Consider the following 17,366-nt stretch of genomic DNA (forward strand, 5'->3'; position numbering starts at 1 on the left):
ATATGTCATCGGCCTCCTTGTGGCAACCGGGCCCGAATCGGCGGAAGCAATGGTTCCACGCTAGGCTGCGGCCGCCGTACAGCTGTCTACCCCGCCGATCCATGGTGGGAACGACGCATAGGGCCCGCGGTCACCGGCAAGAATGCCGGTCAGCGGAAATCCCGTTGCCAGCCTGTCCCCCGCACCGGATGCTGACCTCATGTTCGATCCAGACATAGCGCCCAGTGGCACCCTGCTCGGCCTCCTCCAGCGAGGCCGCGGCGACGGGACCCTGCATGCCCTCGCGGCGCCGCGGGCCGAGGCGCTCGCGGCACTCAACGACAGTGTGCTGTGCGATGCGCGCCGGGACTGGCAGGTGGAGAACCGCTCGCTCTATTACGCGCGCCTCTACATGCAGCTCGACGGTGGTCTCGAAGAGATCGAACGGCACCTCTTCCACCCCGACGACCTCACCGACACCGGCGAGGAGCGCACCGGGCTGACCCTCTCCGTCCTCGGCCACCTCGCCGCGTACGGCAAGGACGCCGCCCGGCTGCTGCTGCGCAGCTACGCCGCGGTGGGCAGCAACTGGCGCTGGGCCCTCGACGAGCTCGCGCTGCGCGACGACGACGCCGGGCTGATCGGCCTGGCGCCGGCCGTCCTGGCCCGTTTCCCCGAGACCCCGGAGGGCGACGCCCTGCTGGCCACCACCGTTCGGGACGCCTTCGAGCCCCGCCCCTGGCGGCTGTGGGCCGAGGACGCCCGGTACGGCGCACGGCTGGCCGCCGCCGACGAGCAGGGTTCCTTCGACCGCTGGCAGCGCCAGCTCCGACCGCGCGGTCCGCGCCCCGGCTGGAGCGTGGCCGAGGTGCTGGAGTGGGCCCAGCACGAGCTCGAACCGCGCCCCGGGGAGCACCGCTACCTCGCCGCCGCCCGCTGCCTGAGCGCCGTCGCCGGTCCCGAGGACCGCGCCGAGCTGCTGCGGGCTGGTCGCGGCGGACCCGACGCGGCGCGCGCCGCGGTCCTGCACCACCTCGCCGAGCGCGGCGACGGAGCGGTCCTCGACCTGATCGAGGCCGCCGTGACCGATCCGCTCTCCGGCGAACCGCTGGTCGCCGCCGCGCTCTCCGCCTACGAACGGATGCGCAGCGTGGCCGCCGTCGAGCGGGCCCGCACCTGGGCCGCGCGCCCGGACCGGCTGGGGGCGTCCGCCGCTGCCATGCTGGCCCGGCGCGGCGCCCGCCGCGACACCGGCCTGGTGCTCGCCGCGCTGCGCCGCACGGTGCGGGAAGAGGGGCCGGACGCCTGCGCGCTGTGGGAGCTGGTGGACGGCGCCGGTCGCCTCGGGATCGTCTGTGCCGCCCCCGTGCTGCGCCACCTCTATCGCGAGACCTCGTCCTCGCACCTGCGCGGCCGGGCCGCCGCCGCGCTCGCCGCCACCGACCCCGGCTTCGCGGCCGGTTTCGCCGTCGAGTGCCTCTGGGACTGCGAGGAGACCACCCGGGAACTCGCCGCCCGGCACGCGGCCACCGGCGACGACCGGGTGGTGGAACAGCTCCGCCGCCTCGCCGCCGACCCGGCCGAGGAGGCCGAGGTGCAGACCGCCGTGCGCGCCCGCTTCGGGCCGGACGCCTCGGCGGTGTGAGGCCGCGGCCGACGCCCGGCTGAGCGGGCGCAGGGGCGAACGCTCATGGGACGTTCGCCGGTTGGAAAGATCCCCTTGGTGCGGCCCACGCACGGTGCGCCGACAACAGCGGTATGCGTGTCGCCCTCGTCACCGAATCCTTCCCGCCCGACGTCAACGGCGTCGCACACTGTGCCCTCCAAACCGCCCGCCACCTCGTCCGGCGCGGGCACGAACCGCTGGTCATCGCCCCGTTGGCGAACTCCGCACCGGCCGCCACCGGCCACGGCCAGGAAAGCCCGTGCCCGGTGGTGCGGGTGCCCTCGATGCCGTTGCCCGGATACCCGCAGGTGCGGATCGCGCTGCCCGGGCGGCGGCTGTCCGCTGCGCTGGACGGCCACCGGCCCGACCTGGTGCACCTGGCCAGCCCCTTCGTCCTGGGGGCCCGGGGCATGGCGGCCGCGGCCCGGCGGGGGGTGCCGGCGGTCGCGGTCTACCAGACGGACATGGCGCGCTACGCGCGGACCTACCTGGGGCGGGGCGGGACGGCGGCCTGGCGCCGGATCCGGGCGGTGCACGCCGCCGCCGACCTCACCCTGGCCCCGTCGAGCGCGGCGCTGCTGGACCTCACCGAGCACGGGGTGCCCCGGGTGCGGCTGTGGCCGCGCGGGGTCGACTCGGCGCGGTTCCACCCCGGGCGGCGGGACGCGGTGCTGCGCAGTTCGTTGCTGGCAGGGCGGGAGCTGCTGGTGGGATACGTGGGGCGGTTGGCTCCGGAGAAGGACGTCCGGCTGCTGGCCGAGACCTCCCGGTTGCCCGGCGTCCGCACCGTGGTGATCGGGGACGGCCCCAGCGCCGCCGCCCTGCGGGCGCAGCTGCCCGAGGCGCGGTTCCTGGGGCGGCGGACCGGTGACGAACTCGCCCGGCTGTACGCGTCGTTGGACGTGTTCGTGCACACCGGGCCGTACGAGACCTTCTGCCAGACCGTGCAGGAGGCGATGGCCTCCGGGGTCCCGGTGGTCGCCCCGGCCGCCGGCGGGCCGCTGGACCTCGTCGACCACGGGCGGACCGGACTGCTGGTCCCCTCCGGGGACGGCACGGCGGTGCGGGACGCGGTGCGGACGCTGTTCGGGGACGCGGAGCTGCGGGTGCGCTACGGCGACGCCGGCCGGCGCGCGGTCGCGGCCCGCACCTGGGAGGCGGTCGGTGACCAGTTGCTGGCCCACTACGACGACGTGCTCGCCGACCGGACGGCGGTGGCGGCGTGAGCGCCCGTCGGGCCCGGAGCGGCCGGGCGGGACTGCGGATCGTCCGGATCGCCAACTTCGTCGCCCCGGCCTCCGGCGGGCTGCGCACCGCACTGGGCGAGTTGGGCGCCGGCTACCGGGCCGCCGGCCACGAGCCGGTGCTCGTCGTGCCGGGACCGCCGGACGCGGTGGGGCCGCGCGGCATCCGCGACGAGGAGACCGCCCAGGGCCGGGTGCTCACCCTCCCCGGGCCCCAGGTGCCCGGTGCCGGCGGCTACCGGGTGCTGGCCGACCGCCCCCGGCTCCGGCACCTCCTGGCCGAACTGGACCCGGACCGGCTGGAGGTCTCGGACCGCACGACGCTGCGCTGGACGGGGGAGTGGGCGCGGCGGGCCCGGGTCCCGGCGGTGATGGTGTCGCACGAGAGCGTGGACGGGGTGCTGCGCACCTGGGGCGTGCCGCGCCCGTTGGCCCGCGCGCTCGCCGACCGGGCCAACGCCCGTACCGCGTACGCCTACAGCCGGGTGGTGTGCACGACCGAGTGGGCGGCGGCGGAGTTCCTCCGGGCCGGGGCGCGGAACGTGGTGCGGGCGCCGCTCGGGGTCGACCTCGCCGCCTGGCACCCGGGTCTGCGCAGCGCCGCGCTGCGCGGGCGGTACGCCGACCGGGCCGCCGTCCTGCTGCTGATGTGCTCCCGGCTGTCACCCGAGAAGCGGCCCGGGCGGGCCCTGGACGCCCTTGCCGAGCTGCGCCGGCGGGGCGTGGACGCGGCGCTGGTGGTGGCCGGCGACGGGCCGCTGCGCGGCCGGCTGGCGGACCGGGCGCGGGCCGCCCGGCTGCCGGTGACGTTCCTCGGGCACCTCACCGACCGGTCCCGGCTGGCCGCGCTCCAGGCCGGCGCCGACCTGGTCCTGGCGCCCGGCCCGGCCGAGACGTTCGGGCTGGCGGCGCTGGAGGCGCTGGCCTGCGGCACCCCGGTGGTCGCCAGTGCGGCGTCGGCGCTGGCCGGGCTGGTGGGCGACGGCGGGGACACCGCCCTGGACGACGGACCCTCCTTCGCGGACGCGGTGCAGCGGGTGCTGGCCCGGCCCGAGCCGCTCCGCCGGGCCGCCGCCCGGCGGCGCGCCGAGGGGTACGGCTGGCAGCCGGCGGTGGCCGCGTTCCTGGCGGCCCACGACGCCCCCAGGCCGGCCGGTGGGCGGCCGGCTGTGCCGGTCGGGCCGGTCGGGCCGCGGCCGGTGGGCCCCTGGAGCCGGCGGTGACGCCCGGGTTCGTGGCCCTCGGCGACTCGCTCACCGAAGGGCTCGGCGATCCGGTGGCGGGCGGCGGTTGGCGCGGCTGGGCGGTGTTGCTGGCCGACGCGCTCGGACCACGGCCGGGCGACGTCCCGCTGGTGAACCTGGCGCGCAGCGGCGCGCTGGCGGCCGACGTGGCGGACGAGCAGCTGCCGCGGGCCCGCGCGCTCGCCCCGCGCTTCGCCTCCGTGCTGGTCGGCGCCAACGACACGCTGCGCGCCGCCTTCGCCATCGACCGGGTGGCGGCGGCGCTGGACCAGGCCCACGGCACCCTCAGCGCCGGCGGGACGGTGGTGCTGACGGCGTGCCTGCCCGACCCGGGCCGGATGCTGGCGCTGCCCGCGCCGCTGGCCCGCCCGTTGGCCCGCCGGATGCGCGCCGTCAACACCGTCGTGCACGCGGTCTCCGCGCGCTACGGCGGCGTCCACCTCCATCTCGCCGACCACCCCTGGGTGGGCGAGCGGACCACCTGGAGCGTGGACCGGCTGCACCCCAGCGAGCGCGGCCACCGGCTGCTGGCCCGCGGCTTCCACACCGCACTGGCCGCCCGCGGCCTGGCCTGCGGGCCGCCGCCCCCGCTGACCCTCGACGGCCCGGCGCCGACCCGGACCGGCTCGCTGGTGTGGATGGCGACCCGCGGCACCCGGTGGGTGGCCGACCGGTGCACCGACCTGTTGCCCGGCCTGCTGGCGCTGGCCGCACGGGAGTGCCGGTACGGGGTGGCCGGATCCGGGCGGTTGCTCGACGCCGCCGCCGAACGGGCCACCCGCAGCGCCCTCGCGGCCCTGTCCGAACCGGGCGGCGCTGCGACAATGGCGGGATGACCGGACGCTGGGAGTTCTGGATCGACCGCGGCGGCACCTTCACCGACGTGGTGGGCAGACGGCCGGACGGGCGCCTGGTCACCGGCAAGCTCCTCTCCCACCACCCCGAGCGCTATGGGGACGCCGCGGTCGCCGGGATCCGGATGATGCTGGGCCTGGGACCGGAGGAACCGGTGCCCGCCGAGCGGGTCTCGGTCGTCCGGATGGGCACCACCGTCGCCACCAACGCCCTCCTGGAGCGCACCGGCGAGCCGACGGTGCTGCTGACCACCGAGGGGTTCCGGGACGCGCTGCGGATCGCCTACCAGAACCGGCCGCGGATCTTCGACCGGCGGATCGTGCTGCCCGAGGCGCTCTACGACCGGGTGATCGAGGTGCCGGAGCGGATCGGCGCCCGCGGTGAGCAGGTCCGGCCGCTCGATGCGGAGCCCGTCCGCCGGGAGTTGCGCCGGGCCCGTGCGGACGGACTGCGCAGCGCCGCGGTGGTGCTGCTGCACGGCTACCGGCACACCGCGCACGAACGGGCGGTCGCCGAACTGGCCAGGGCCGCGGGCTTCACCCAGGTCAGCTGCTCGCATGAGGTCAGCCCGCTGATGAAGCTGGTGGCCCGCGGCGACACCACCGTCGTCGACGCGTACCTGTCGCCGATCCTGGCGCGCTACGTCGACGGGGTCGCGGCCCAGCTCCCGGGCATCCGGCTGCTGTTCATGCAGTCCAACGGCGGGTTGCGGGAGGCCACCCACTTCCGGGGCAAGGACGCGGTGCTGTCCGGGCCGGCGGGCGGGGTGGTCGGAATGGTCCGGGCGGCCGCGGAGGCCGGTGGGCCGGACCGGCGCGGCGGTTTCGACCGGGTGATCGGGTTCGACATGGGCGGCACCTCCACCGACGTGTCGCACTACGCGGGCGAGTTCGAGCGGATCTTCGGCAGTGAGGTCGCCGGCGTGCGGATGCGCGCCCCGATGATGAACATCCACACCGTCGCGGCCGGCGGCGGCTCGGTGCTGCGCTTCGACGGCCGCCGCTACCGGGTCGGCCCGGACTCGGCCGGCGCGGACCCCGGACCCGCCTGCTACCGGCGCGGCGGCCCGCTCACCGTCACCGACGCCAACGTCATGCTCGGCCGCATCCAACCGGACCACTTCCCGGCGGTGTTCGGCCCGGACGGCGACCAGGGGCTGGACGCCGCGACGGTCCGTACCCGGTTCGCGGAGCTGGCCGCGCGGGCCGCCGCCGCGACCGGGGACGCGCGCGGGCCCGAGGACGTCGCCGCCGGCTTCCTGGACATCGCGGTGCTCAACATGGCCAACGCGGTCAAGAAGATCTCCGTCCAGCGCGGCCGGGACGTCACCCGCTACGCCCTGGTCAGCTTCGGCGGCGCGGGCGGCCAGCACGCCTGCGCGGTCGCCGACGCCCTGGGCATCGACACCGTCCTCGTCCCGCCGCTGGCCGGGGTGCTCTCCGCCTACGGCATCGGGGTGGCCGACGCCACCGCGATGCGGGAACGGGCCGTCGAGGAGCCGTTCGACGAACCCGGGGCGATCGACCGGGTCCACGCGGCGTGCGCCGCCCTGGCCCGGCAGACCCGGCAGGAACTCCTCGACGACGGCGTGCCGGCGGCGTCGCTCACCACCCGCGCCCGGGTCCTGGTCCGCTACGCCGGGACCGACGCCGCCCTCGGGGTGCCGCTCGCCGACGCCGCCACCATGGCCGCGGAGTTCGTCCGGGCCCACCGCGAGCGGTACGCCTTCGCGATGGACAAGCCGCTGGTCGCCGAGGCGGTGTCGGTGGAGGCGCTCGGCGCGGCCGGCGGCGCGGCCGACTACCGCGCCCGACTGCCGGAGCGGAAAGGCGAGTTGCGGGCCGCGACGACCGTCCGGATGTACGTCGGCGGGCGGTGGCGGGACACCGCGCTGTACCGCCGCACCGACCTGCGGCCCGGCGACGCCCTCAGCGGTCCGGCGATCGTCGCCGAGGACGACGCCACGACGGTCCTCGACCCCGACTGGCGGGCCACCGTCGGCGAACGCGGTCACCTGGAGCTCACCCGGGTCCGTCCGCGCCCCGGGCGGACCGCCGTCGGCACCGCGGTGGACCCGGTGATGCTGGAGGTCTTCAACAGCCTCTTCATGGCCATCGCCGAGCAGATGGGCGTCCGCCTGGAGCACACCGCCCACTCGGTCAACATCAAGGAGCGGCTGGACTTCTCCTGCGCGCTCTTCGACGCCGAGGGCAACCTGATCGCCAACGCCCCGCACATCCCCGTGCACTTGGGCTCGATGGGGGAGTCCATCAAGGAGGTGCTGCGGCGCCGCGGCGACGACCTGCGGCCGGGGGACGTGTACGCGGTCAACGACCCGTACCACGGGGGCACGCACCTGCCGGACGTCACCGTCGTCACCCCGGTGTTCGACCCCGACGGGCGCGAGCTGCGGTTCCTCGTCGCCTCCCGGGGGCACCACGCCGAGATCGGCGGGATCACCCCGGGCTCGATGCCCGCCTTCAGCCGCACCATCCAGGAGGAGGGGGTGCTCTTCGACAACTGGCTGCTGGTGCGCGACGGCGCGCTGCGGGAGCGGGAGACCCGTGACCTGCTCACCGCCGGTCCGTACCCGTCGCGGGCGCCGGACGTCAACCTCGCCGACCTGCGCGCCCAGATCGCCGCGAACGAGAAGGGCGTCCACGAACTGCGCCGGATGACCGACCAGTTCGGACTGGACGTCGTGCGGGCGTACATGGGCCACGTCCAGGACAACGCCGAGGAGTCGGTGCGCCGGATCCTCGGCGGGCTGTCGGACGGCAGCTACCGCTACGAGACGGACAGCGGTGCGCAGATCCGGGTGGCGTTGACCGTCGACCGGGCGGCCCGCAGCGCCGTGCTGGACTTCGCCGGCACCTCGCCGCAGCAGCCCGGCAACGCCAACGCGCCCCGCTCGGTGGTGATGGCGGCCGTGCTGTACGTGCTGCGGACCCTGGTCGCCGAGGACATCCCGCTCAACAGCGGCTGCCTCAAACCCGTCGAGGTGCGCGTCCCGGAGGGCTCGATGCTGGCGCCCGTCTACCCGGCGGCCACCGTGGCGGGCAACGTGGAGACCTCCCAGGCGGTCACCGGCGCGCTCTACGCCGCGATGCGCGTCCAGGCCGAGGGCTCGGGCACGATGAACAACCTGACCTTCGGCAACGCCCGGGTGCAGTACTACGAGACCATCGCCAGCGGGGCGGGCGCCGGCGACGGCTTCGACGGGGCGGACGCGGTGCAGACCCACATGACCAACTCCCGGCTGACCGACCCCGAAGTCCTGGAGTGGCGCTATCCCGTCCGGGTCGACGGCTTCGCGCTCCGCGAGGGCAGCGGGGGCACCGGCCGCTGGCACGGGGGCCGCGGGGTCGAGCGCCGGCTGCGGTTCCTGGAGCCGATGACGATCGCCCTGCTCTCCCACCACCGGCGCATCGCCCCGTACGGCATGGCCGGCGGCGGACCGGGCGCGCTGGGCGTCAACGTCCTGGAGCGGGCCGACGGTTCGCGCGAGGAACTGCGGGGCTGCGACGCGGCGGAGGTCGGCGTGGACGACGTGCTGGTCGTCCGGACGCCGGGCGGCGGCGGGTACGGGGTGGCGTAGCCGGTGGCCGGCCACGGGCGCCGGTCCGCGGCCGAGGGAACCAGGGCACCCGGCGCGAACGGCCGGCCTACGGAGCGCACTTCATGCGCCGGGACGCGCCGGCGTCACCCGGGGTGCGCCGCCCGCCCCGGCCGCCGGCCGATCCGTGCGAACCGGATCGGCGTGCCCGGCGTCGCCTGGGCCGCCGGGGCCAGGAAGCGTTCGGGGACCACACCGACGACCGGGTAGCCGCCGGTGGTGGGGTGGTCGTGCAGGAACAGCACCGGCAGGCCGTTCGGCGGGACCTGGAGGGCGCCCAACGGCATCCCCTCACTGGGGAGTTCGCCGTCTCGGACGCGCTCCAGGGCGGGCCCCTCGGTGCGCAGCCCGATCCGGTTGGACGCCGCGGAGACCCGGAACCGGCCGGTGGCCAGGGTGCGCAGCCCGTCGGCGGTGAACCAGGCGTCGCGCGGCCCGGGCAGGAACGGCAGCACCAGCTCGGCCGCCGCCCCGGCGAGCGGGGCCGCGTCGGCGGCGGCCGGGGGGCCGTACGGGGAGCCCAGCGGGAGCACCGTGCCGTCCGCGAGCGGGTCCGGGCCCAGTCCGGAGAGCAGGTCGGTGGCGCGGCTGCCGAGCACCGGCTCGACGGCGATGCCGCCGGCGCAGGCGAGGTAGCAGCGGACGCCGCGGGTGGCCGCGCCGACCTCCAGCACGGCACCGGCCGGGACGTGCACCGGCGCGCCCCACGGGGCGGGGCGGCCGTCCACGGTCACCGGGCACGCGGCGCCGGTGACCGCGACGGTGGTGGCGGTGCGCGGGCGGACCGCGCAACCGGTGAGGGTGGTCTCCAGGGTGGCCGCGGAGGCGGGGTTGCCCACGAGGCGGTTGGCGAGCCGGTGCGCCGGCCCGTCCAGGGCACCGGAGCGCGGCACCCCGAGGTGGGCGTGGCCGGGCCGGCCGAGGTCCTGGACGGTGGTGAGCGCACCGGCCCGGACCACCGAGAGGGCGCGGTCGGTCATCGGGCGGACTCCTCGGTGGTGCGGTCGGGGCGGGCCGGTGCGGCGCCGGCCCGGGGGGTGCGCGGCGCCGGTACGGGCGCGTCCACGGGGACGAAGCGGACGGGCGTGCCGGGGGCCAGGAGCGCCGCGGGCTCGCGCCGCGGGTCCCACAGGACGGCGTCGGTGCGGCCGATCAACTGCCAGCCGCCGGGGGAGGAGCGCGGATAGACCCCGGTGTACGGGCCGGCCAGTCCGACCGAGCCGACCGGGACCCGGGTGCGCGGGGTCGCCCGGCGCGGGACGTGCAGTCGCTCCGGTAGACCCGTCAGATAGCCGAAGCCGGGCGCGAACCCGCAGAAGGCGACCCGGAAGCGGGCGCCGGAGTGCAGCCGGACCACCTCGTCGGGGGTGACGCCCCACAGCGCGGCGACCTCGGCCAGGTCGGGCCCGTCGTAGTGCACGGCGATCTCCACGGCCGGGCGGTCGCCGCTGGTGAGCGGCGGGATCCGCCAGTCGGCCAGCTCCGCGGCGAGCGCCCGGGGGTCGGCCAGGCCGTCGAGGAAGACGGTCCGGGCGGCCGGCACCACCTCGCGCACCGCCGGCAGGGTGCCGGCGGCGGCCCGGCGCAGCACCTCGGCGTGCAGGGCCTCCACGTCCACCGCGCGGGCCAGCTCGATGAGCACCCCGTGGTCGCCGACCGGCAGTGCCGTCAGGGGGAGCCGTTCCGCCCCGTCGGCTGCCGCGCCCGCCGCGCCGCCCGTCATGCGAAGCTCCGGACGGGGACGCCGGCCGCGGCCAGTTCGGCCCGCACCCGCCGCGCCAAGTCCGCGGCGCCCGGGGTGTCGCCGTGCAGGCACAGTGAGCGCGCGGCGACCGTGATCCGGGTGCCGTCGCGGGAGGTGACCGCGCGGTCCCGGGCCAGGCCCACGGCGCGCTTGACCACCGCGTCGGGGTCGTGCACCACCGCGCCGGCTTCCCGGCGCGGCACCAGGGTGCCCCGGTCGGTGTAGGCGCGGTCCGCGAACGCCTCGCCGACGACCGGGAGGCCGGCCTCCTCGGCGGCCCGGTGCAGCTGGGAGCCGGGCAGGCCGAGGAGCGGCAGCCGGCCGCCCGCGGCACGGACCCCGGCGACCACCGCGGCGGCCTGCTCGACGTCGTCGACGCAGCGGTTGTAGAGCGCCCCGTGCGGCTTGACGTAGCCGACGCGGGCGCCGGCGGCGCGGGCGAAGACCTCCAACGCGCCGATCTGGTAGGTGACTTCGTCGGCCAGTTCGTCGGGCGGCAGGTCCATCGCGCGGCGTCCGAAGCCGGCCAGGTCGCGGTAGGAGACCTGGGCGCCGATCACCACCCCGCGCTCGGCGGCCAGCGCACAGACCCGACGCATCGTGGACGGGTCGCCGGCGTGGAAGCCGCAGGCGACGTTGGCACTGGTGACGACGGAGAGCAGGGCCTCGTCGTCGGTGAGGTGCCAGCGGCCGAACCCTTCCCCGAGGTCGGCGTTGAGGTCGATGGGGGGAAGGGCGGCCTGGTCGCTCATGGGTGTCCGTTCCGGGTGCGGGGGTGCAGTGCGGATGCGGGAGGTGGCTGCGGCGATGCCGGAGCGGATGTCAACGTACAGATCGTTCAACGATCCGACAAGCGGTGTGTTGTCCCGTCCCGTCATCTGGGATTGACTGCGGCTGACATCGCAGTGGGCGGGCCGCCTCGGCCGGCCCGAACGGCACGGAACGGACGGCGGCATGGCGGGCCAAGTGGCGAAGAACGACCGGCGGCGGCTCGCCGAGGTCGCCGGACTGGAACGGGACCGCGCCCTGCTCGGCCGCGCCAGCACGGCCGAACGGGTCGCCGACATCCTGCGGGACCGGATCACCGAGGGCTACTTCTCGCCCGGTGCGCGACTGTCCGAGGAGAGCATCGGCGGCGCACTGGGCGTCTCCCGCAACACCCTGCGCGAGTCGTTCCGGCTGCTCACCCACGAACGGCTGCTGGAGCACCGGCTCAACCGCGGGGTGTTCGTGCGGATGGTGACCGTCGAGGACCTCGACGACATCTTCCGGGTGCGGATGCTGGTGGAGTGCGCCGCGGTGCGCGGACTGGGCCAGGGCCCGTACGACCCCGCCACCGCCGCGTCGGTGGCGGCGATCGAGGCGGCGGTGCGGGCCGGCGAGGAGGCCGCCGCTGACCGGGTCTGGGACGAGCTCTCCACCGCCAACCTCCGCTTCCACCAGGCCGTCGTGGCGGTCGCGGGCAGCCCGCGCACCGACGAGCTGATGCGCGGGGTGCTGGCCGAACTCCGGCTGGTCTTCCACGTGATGGACGACCCGCAGCGCTTCCACTCGCCCTACCTGGTCCGCAACCGGCAGATCGCGGAGGCGCTGGTGGCCGGGGACGCGGTCGCGGCCGAGCGGCTGCTGCGCGCCTACCTGGAGGACTCGCGCGGCCAGTTGTCGGCGGCGTACGCCCAGCGCATCGCCGAGGGGTAGGCGCACTTCCGTTTCGTCGGCACCGACCCCTTGTCGGATCGTTGAACAATCGCATAGCCTCCGCAGCAATCTCCCGAGCAACCCCTCATCGCTCCCCAGATGCCTGCGGCCCGTCATCCGTGGCCCGCATCCGTTGGGGAACCCGTACGCGGAAGGCTGATCCATGATCGTGCTCCTCGGCGTGCTCGTGGTCGTCATCGGCTTCGCCACGAAACGCAACCCCCTGCTGGTCGTCGCGGTGGCCGGCATCGTCACCGGCCTCCTCGGCGGCCTCTCGCCCACGAAGGTGCTGGCCGCCTTCGGCGAGGGCTTCGCGGGAAGCCGGGCGGTGACCATCTTCGCCATCACCCTCCCGATCATCGGCCTCCTGGAGCGCTACGGCCTCCAGGAACAGGCCCGCTCCCTCATCGCCCGCTTCGGCCGGCTCACCACCGGGCGCTTCCTCGCCCTCTACCTGGGGCTGCGGCAGATCGGCGCCGCCGTCGGACTGACCAACGTCTTCGGGCACGCGCAGACCGTCCGCCCGCTCGCCGTCCCGATGGCGGAGGGCGCCGCCGAGCGCCGCTACGGCAAGCTCCCCGCCCAGAGCCGGGAGAAGGTGCGCGCGTTCGCGGCCAGCGCGGACAACATCGGTCTCTTCTTCGGCGAGGACGTCTTCCTGGCCGTCGGCTCGATCCTGCTGATCACCGGCTTCGTCAACACCACCTACGGGACCCACCTCGAACCGCTGCACCTGGCGCTGTGGGCGATCCCCACCGCGGTGTGCGCCTTCGTCGTCCACGGCTGGCGGCTGCTGCGCCTGGACCGCCACTTGGAGCGGGACCTGCTCACCGCCAACGCCCGCCCCACCACCGCAGCGGAGGCCACCCGATGATCAAGGCAGAGTGGTTCTACTGGCTGGTCGGCCTCAGCTTCCTGGTGATGGCCGCCCAGATGGTCACCGACCGCGGCAACCCCAAGCGCTTCGGCACCGGCGCCTTCTGGGGCCTGATCGGCGCCGGCTTCATCTACAGCAGTTGGGTGGTCACCAAGCAGGCGCCGGCCGAACCGCTGGGCGTCGCCGTGCTCGTCATGGCCGTGCTGGCCGGCTTCGGCTTCACCGGGCGCGGCACCCCGCGCACCACCACCCCCGAGGAGCGCACCGCGAGCGCCGCCCGGCTGGGCAACAAGCTCTTCGTCCCGGCCCTGACCATCCCGGTCGTCGCGATGGCCTGCGCCATCGGCGTCAAGCACCTCACCATCGGGGGCCGGCCGGTCCTCCAAGAGGGCAGCGAGACCATCCTGGGCCTGGGCATCGGCGCGGTCGTCGCGCTGGTCGTCGGCATGGTGATGTTGCGCGAGAAGCGTCCCTCGGTGCCGGTCCAGGCCGGCCGCACCATGCTGGAGGCGATGGGCTGGGCGATGCTGCTGCCGCAGATGCTGGCCACGCTCGGCGCCATTTTCCAGGTCTCCGGCGTCGGCGGTCAGGTCGGCAAGCTCGCCACCGCCGTGCTGCCCGAGGACTCCCTCTACGTCGCGGTGGTCGTCTACTGCGTGGGCATGTTCGCCTTCACGCTCGTCATGGGAAACGCCTTCGCCGCCTTCCCCGTGATGACCGCCGCGGTCGGCTGGCCCGTCCTGATCGGGCACTTCCACGGCAACCCGGCCGCCGTACTGGCCCTCGGCATGCTCGCCGGCTTCTGCGGGACGCTGGTGACCCCGATGGCCGCCAACTTCAACATCGTCCCGGCGGCGCTGCTGGAACTGAAGGACCAGTACGGGCCCATCAAGGCACAGTTGCCGACCGCCGGCATCCTGCTGGGCTGCAACGCCCTGATCATGGCGCTGTTCGCGTTCTGACCGGCCGGGCCACCGACCGCCGGCGCTCCGTCCCGCCCCCGCACGACCCCGAGAGAAGCCGCATGCACGCCACCACCACCCCGCCGACCCGCGTCCTGCTCACCGGCTTCACGCCGTTCGGCGGCGAGGCCACCAACCCGTCCTGGCAGGCGGTGCGCATCGCCGCCGCCACCCCGCTCGCCGGGCTCGCGCTGCACACCGTGGAACTGCCCTGCGTCTACGGCGCCTCACTGACCGCCCTGCGCACCGCGATCGCCGAGACGTCCCCCGACCTCGTGGTGTGCGTCGGGCAGGCCGGCGGCCGCCCCGACGTCACCGTGGAGCGGGTCGCCGTCAACGTCGACGACGCCCGCATCCCCGACACCGCGGGCGCCGAACCCGTCGACGAGCCGATCGTGCCGGGCGGGCCCGCCGCGTACTTCGCCACCCTCCCCATCAAGGCGTGCGTGGCCGCCGTCCGCGCCGCCGGGCTGCCGGCCTCGGTCTCCAACACCGCCGGGACCTTCGTCTGCAACCACGTCTTCTACGGGCTCGCCCACCTCATCGCCACCGAACTGCCGCACGTGCGCGGCGGGTTCGTGCACGTCCCGTACGCGCCCGAGCAGGTCACCGACCGCGCCCAGCCGTCGCTGCCGGTCGACGCGGTGGCCACCGCACTGCGCGCGCTCGTCACCGCCGCGGCCCGGACCCGCACCGACCTCAAGGTCGCGGAGGGGGCCACGCACTGACCGGTCGGCGCCGCCGGTAAAATGACCGGTCGGCCGGCCCGCGGGTCCGCCCATGAGCGGATCCGCGCCGTTTCGTCCGTTGTCCGTGCCAGCGCCTACTCTGTGCGACGTGACTTTTTCCGCCCCGGGGGCCGCTGCGCCCCAGCTCAACGGCCACAGCCGGCCCGCGCCGGGCCCGGCCGCCGACGAAGGACTGGCCCGCCGGCTGCGCGCGCTGGCGTGCACCGCGCCGCTGCACGACCTCGACGCGCGCAAGGCCAACCTCGCGGGCGAGTACGGGGTCTACGCGATGGCGGAGGTGGCGCTGGCCGTCATCGACCTGGTCACGCTGAACATGGACTTCGACACCGGCGCCGACCACGAGGAGATAGTCGCCAAGGTCCTGCCGCGGGTGGCCGCCCAGGCCCCGGACCGCCCCTCGTCCGAGCACGAGCGGGTGGCCCGCTGGGTGCTGGAGAACCTCATCAACGTCGGCAGCGTCGACCGCGGCTTCCGCGCCGTGTACGGCACCTTCTCGACCGACGGCGCGTACGTCCGCCGCGACTACGACTTCAAGCTCATCGAAGAGGTCCCCGGCGCCGGCGGCGTCGTCTACCTCCGCGCCACCGACGAGGCGGTCAACGTCCTCGTCGGCGCCCTCGACACCGACGTCACCAGCGCCCAGATCGCCGCCGAGGTCAAGCTGGAGGTGCTGATCAGCCGCGGCCGGCTGGCCGACGCCCAGCTCGCCGCCGAGCAGGCCCGCTACCGGACCGTCCAGTACGCCGAGACGCTGCGCAGGACCCTGGAGGCCACCCGGCGCAACGTCCGCTCGGTCGACTGGCTGCGCACCGTCCCCGACATGATCAACGAGGCCCTGGACCACGTCGCGGACCGCTACCGCCACGAGAACGCCATCCTCACCAACATCCGCAAGGCCCGCGACGAGGCCGAGGCCGTCGACGCGCGGACCAGCGAGCACAAGCGGCGCGCCGCCGAACTCGTCGACATCGTCAAGGACTGCATCCGCCGCCACACCCAGCTCCAGTCCCGCCTGCTGGAGGCCGGCCCGCTCTTCCGCGCCGAGCAGGACCGCCAGGCGTTCGCCGCGCCCGCCGCCCGCACCGGCCTCGACCTGTACGGCCAGCTCGTCGCGCCCCTGCTGCCGCTGCCCGTGGAGCAGGCCACCCGGGTCACCGACGCCTTCTTCGCCCGCGGCACGGGCCTGCGCACCCCCGCCGCGGTCCGGGTCGGCGACCTCGTCGAGGTGCTGCTCACCCCGCCCGTGGAGCGCGAGCACCTGGGCGCCGAGATGCCCGAGCCCGACCTGGTGGCCACGCCCGACGACAGCCGCTTCAGCGAGGCCCAGCTCGACGCCGCGACGGCCCTGCTCGACCTGCCCTCCGACGCGCCCCGCCGGCTCTCCGGACTGCTCGCCGAGGCCCGCCGCAGCGACCCCGAACTCCCTTACCTCGTCGCCCTGTTGGCGGTGCACGCGGCCAGCCCCCCGGTCGGCACCGCCTACCGTCAGGGCGAGCAGCAGCTGCTCTTCGCCGTGGACGACGGCACCGAGCTGGTCGACGCCGAGTTCGGCGGCGCCGACCTCATCGTCGGCACCGCCCTGCTGGACGCGGTCGGGATGGCCGCCGACCGCTCGGAGGGGGCCTGATGCCCGCCGCGCACCACCGCCGCCCGATACCGGCCGGACCCACCCCGCCGCGCCACGAGATACCCCCGACCGTCCCCCGCAAGGAGCTCCGCCCGTGACCCAGTACGACGCCGACGAGGTGCCCGCGCCCGACCCGGCGCCCGGGACCGGCGAAGCGGCCCGGAGCACCGCCGACGCCCCCGGGCCGGTCCCCGGCCACCCGTTCGCCGAGCCCCCGGCCGCGGCTCCCTCCCCGGCCCCGTTCGACCGCGCGGAAGCACCCGACCAGGTCCGGGCGCCGTCGCTCACCCCGGCCGACGCCGCCGACGCCGCCCGGCTCGTCTCCTTCGGCCTCCAGCCCAAGCTGCTGCCGGCCCGGGACGCCGAATACGCCGAGCTGCTGCGCCGCTACCGCGACGAGCCCTCCTTCGCCCGGCTCGCCGACGCCGTCGCCAGCGGTCTCGGGCTGGTCGTCCTGGAGGTCTCCACCCGCGCCGGGATGGCCGTCACCGCCGCCGAGGACTCCGTCTTCGCGGTCCGGATGGGCGACTACGCCCGCCGCGCCTCGGCCGACTCCGCCGACCGCTTCCTGCACGGCCTGGCCCACCTGGCCGTCGCCGCCATGTCCTTCCCCCGCCCCGAGGACCTCGCCGACGACGGCTACATCGGCCGGATCACCGTCAACGGCGTCGACGCCTTCGTCCGGCAGGCGTGCCGCCGCCTGGAGGAGCGCGCCGAGCAGGACGGCGAGAACACCGACCCGGTCACCGAGGCCCCCGGTCTGGAGTCCGCCTGGCGGGTCTACGCCCGCCGCAGCGCCACCGGCGCCACCAAGGACGCCCGGCGACTGGCCGGCTCGACCACCGGCATCATCGCCAAGGCCGTCACCTTCCTCGTCGACTCCGGCTTCCTCCAGCGCACCGGCGACGACGCCGGCGGCGCCTACCGCACCACCGCCCGCTACCAACTCCAGGTCCGCGACATGGCCGGCACCGCCGCCATGGCCGAGCTGCTGGAGCTGGGCATCGTCCCGGTCTCCGACGGCACCGCCTCGCTGCTGCCCGGCGAGGAGACCGACGACCTCGACCTGGTGGCCGAGGCCGGCCTGCCCTTCCACTCCGGCTGA

14 protein-coding genes are annotated in these 17,366 nt (G+C 75.7%); 11 read left to right on the forward strand and 3 right to left on the reverse strand.

The window, feature by feature from the left end; translation table 11 throughout:
* Nucleotides 1–199 precede the first annotated feature (199 nt).
* From ACJ6WD_RS21965 to ACJ6WD_RS21985, 5 genes are all read left to right on the forward strand, one after another.
* Nucleotides 200–1,624, forward strand: coding sequence for a HEAT repeat domain-containing protein (locus tag ACJ6WD_RS21965; RefSeq protein ID WP_407616370.1), 1,425 nt, complete (start codon nt 200–202; stop codon nt 1,622–1,624).
* Between the two features lie 113 nt (nt 1,625–1,737).
* Complete coding sequence (locus ACJ6WD_RS21970) at nt 1,738–2,871, forward strand: glycosyltransferase family 1 protein (protein ID WP_233659666.1); 1,134 nt, start codon at nt 1,738–1,740, stop codon at nt 2,869–2,871.
* Nucleotides 2,868–4,112 (forward strand): glycosyltransferase, encoded by a 1,245-nt coding sequence (locus ACJ6WD_RS21975; protein ID WP_407616371.1) that lies wholly within the window; start codon nt 2,868–2,870, stop codon nt 4,110–4,112. Before ACJ6WD_RS21970 ends, ACJ6WD_RS21975 begins: the two co-directional genes overlap by 4 nt.
* Entirely contained in the window at nt 4,109–4,969 is an 861-nt protein-coding gene (locus ACJ6WD_RS21980; RefSeq protein WP_407616372.1) for an SGNH/GDSL hydrolase family protein, read from the forward strand. Before ACJ6WD_RS21975 ends, ACJ6WD_RS21980 begins: the two co-directional genes overlap by 4 nt.
* The gene (locus tag ACJ6WD_RS21985) at nt 4,966–8,586 is read left to right on the forward strand and encodes a hydantoinase B/oxoprolinase family protein (RefSeq protein WP_407616373.1); all 3,621 of its coding nucleotides are present in this window, start codon (nt 4,966–4,968) and stop codon (nt 8,584–8,586) included. The genes ACJ6WD_RS21980 and ACJ6WD_RS21985 overlap by 4 nt, the downstream gene beginning before the upstream one ends.
* Before the next feature lie 104 nt (nt 8,587–8,690).
* On the opposite strand, the gene ACJ6WD_RS21990 is transcribed toward ACJ6WD_RS21985, so the two are convergent.
* Genes ACJ6WD_RS21990 through ACJ6WD_RS22000 form a run of 3 tightly spaced genes read right to left on the reverse strand, consistent with a single transcriptional unit; the run spans nt 8,691 to nt 11,100 of the window.
* Nucleotides 8,691–9,584, reverse strand: a complete 894-nt coding sequence (locus ACJ6WD_RS21990; protein WP_233659670.1) for a biotin-dependent carboxyltransferase family protein — start codon at nt 9,582–9,584, stop codon at nt 8,691–8,693.
* Complete coding sequence (gene pxpB / locus ACJ6WD_RS21995) at nt 9,581–10,327, reverse strand: 5-oxoprolinase subunit PxpB (RefSeq protein ID WP_407616374.1); 747 nt, start codon at nt 10,325–10,327, stop codon at nt 9,581–9,583. The genes ACJ6WD_RS21990 and pxpB overlap by 4 nt, the downstream gene beginning before the upstream one ends.
* Nucleotides 10,324–11,100 carry a LamB/YcsF family protein gene (locus ACJ6WD_RS22000; RefSeq protein WP_038517990.1) on the reverse strand — a complete coding sequence of 259 codons (777 nt, stop codon included), beginning with the start codon at nt 11,098–11,100 and terminating at the stop codon, nt 10,324–10,326. Before ACJ6WD_RS22000 ends, pxpB begins: the two co-directional genes overlap by 4 nt.
* A 202-nt stretch (nt 11,101–11,302) precedes the next feature.
* On the opposite strand from ACJ6WD_RS22000, the gene ACJ6WD_RS22005 reads away from it, so the two are divergent.
* From ACJ6WD_RS22005 to ACJ6WD_RS22030, 6 genes are all read left to right on the forward strand, one after another.
* Nucleotides 11,303–12,046 carry a GntR family transcriptional regulator gene (locus tag ACJ6WD_RS22005; RefSeq protein ID WP_016578041.1) on the forward strand — a complete coding sequence of 248 codons (744 nt, stop codon included), beginning with the start codon at nt 11,303–11,305 and terminating at the stop codon, nt 12,044–12,046.
* A gap of 163 nt (nt 12,047–12,209) precedes the next feature.
* Complete coding sequence (locus ACJ6WD_RS22010) at nt 12,210–12,920, forward strand: DUF969 domain-containing protein (RefSeq protein WP_233659673.1); 711 nt, start codon at nt 12,210–12,212, stop codon at nt 12,918–12,920.
* On the forward strand, nt 12,917–13,885 hold the full coding sequence (locus ACJ6WD_RS22015; RefSeq protein WP_016578043.1) for a DUF979 domain-containing protein: 969 nt from the start codon (nt 12,917–12,919) through the stop codon (nt 13,883–13,885). Before ACJ6WD_RS22010 ends, ACJ6WD_RS22015 begins: the two co-directional genes overlap by 4 nt.
* 62 nt (nt 13,886–13,947) lie before the next feature.
* On the forward strand, nt 13,948–14,613 hold the full coding sequence (gene pcp, locus ACJ6WD_RS22020; RefSeq protein ID WP_038517987.1) for a pyroglutamyl-peptidase I: 666 nt from the start codon (nt 13,948–13,950) through the stop codon (nt 14,611–14,613).
* Nucleotides 14,614–14,722: 109 nt separating this feature from the next.
* Complete coding sequence (locus ACJ6WD_RS22025; RefSeq protein ID WP_376556467.1) at nt 14,723–16,261, forward strand: hypothetical protein; 1,539 nt, start codon at nt 14,723–14,725, stop codon at nt 16,259–16,261.
* A 94-nt stretch (nt 16,262–16,355) separates the two neighbouring features.
* Nucleotides 16,356–17,366: a hypothetical protein gene (locus ACJ6WD_RS22030; RefSeq protein WP_233659676.1), complete on the forward strand. Its 1,011-nt coding sequence runs from the start codon at nt 16,356–16,358 to the stop codon at nt 17,364–17,366.

This window comes from Streptomyces sp. VTCC 41912 (assembly GCF_045799175.1).
Lineage (GTDB): Bacteria > Actinomycetota > Actinomycetes > Streptomycetales > Streptomycetaceae > Streptomyces > Streptomyces albulus_C.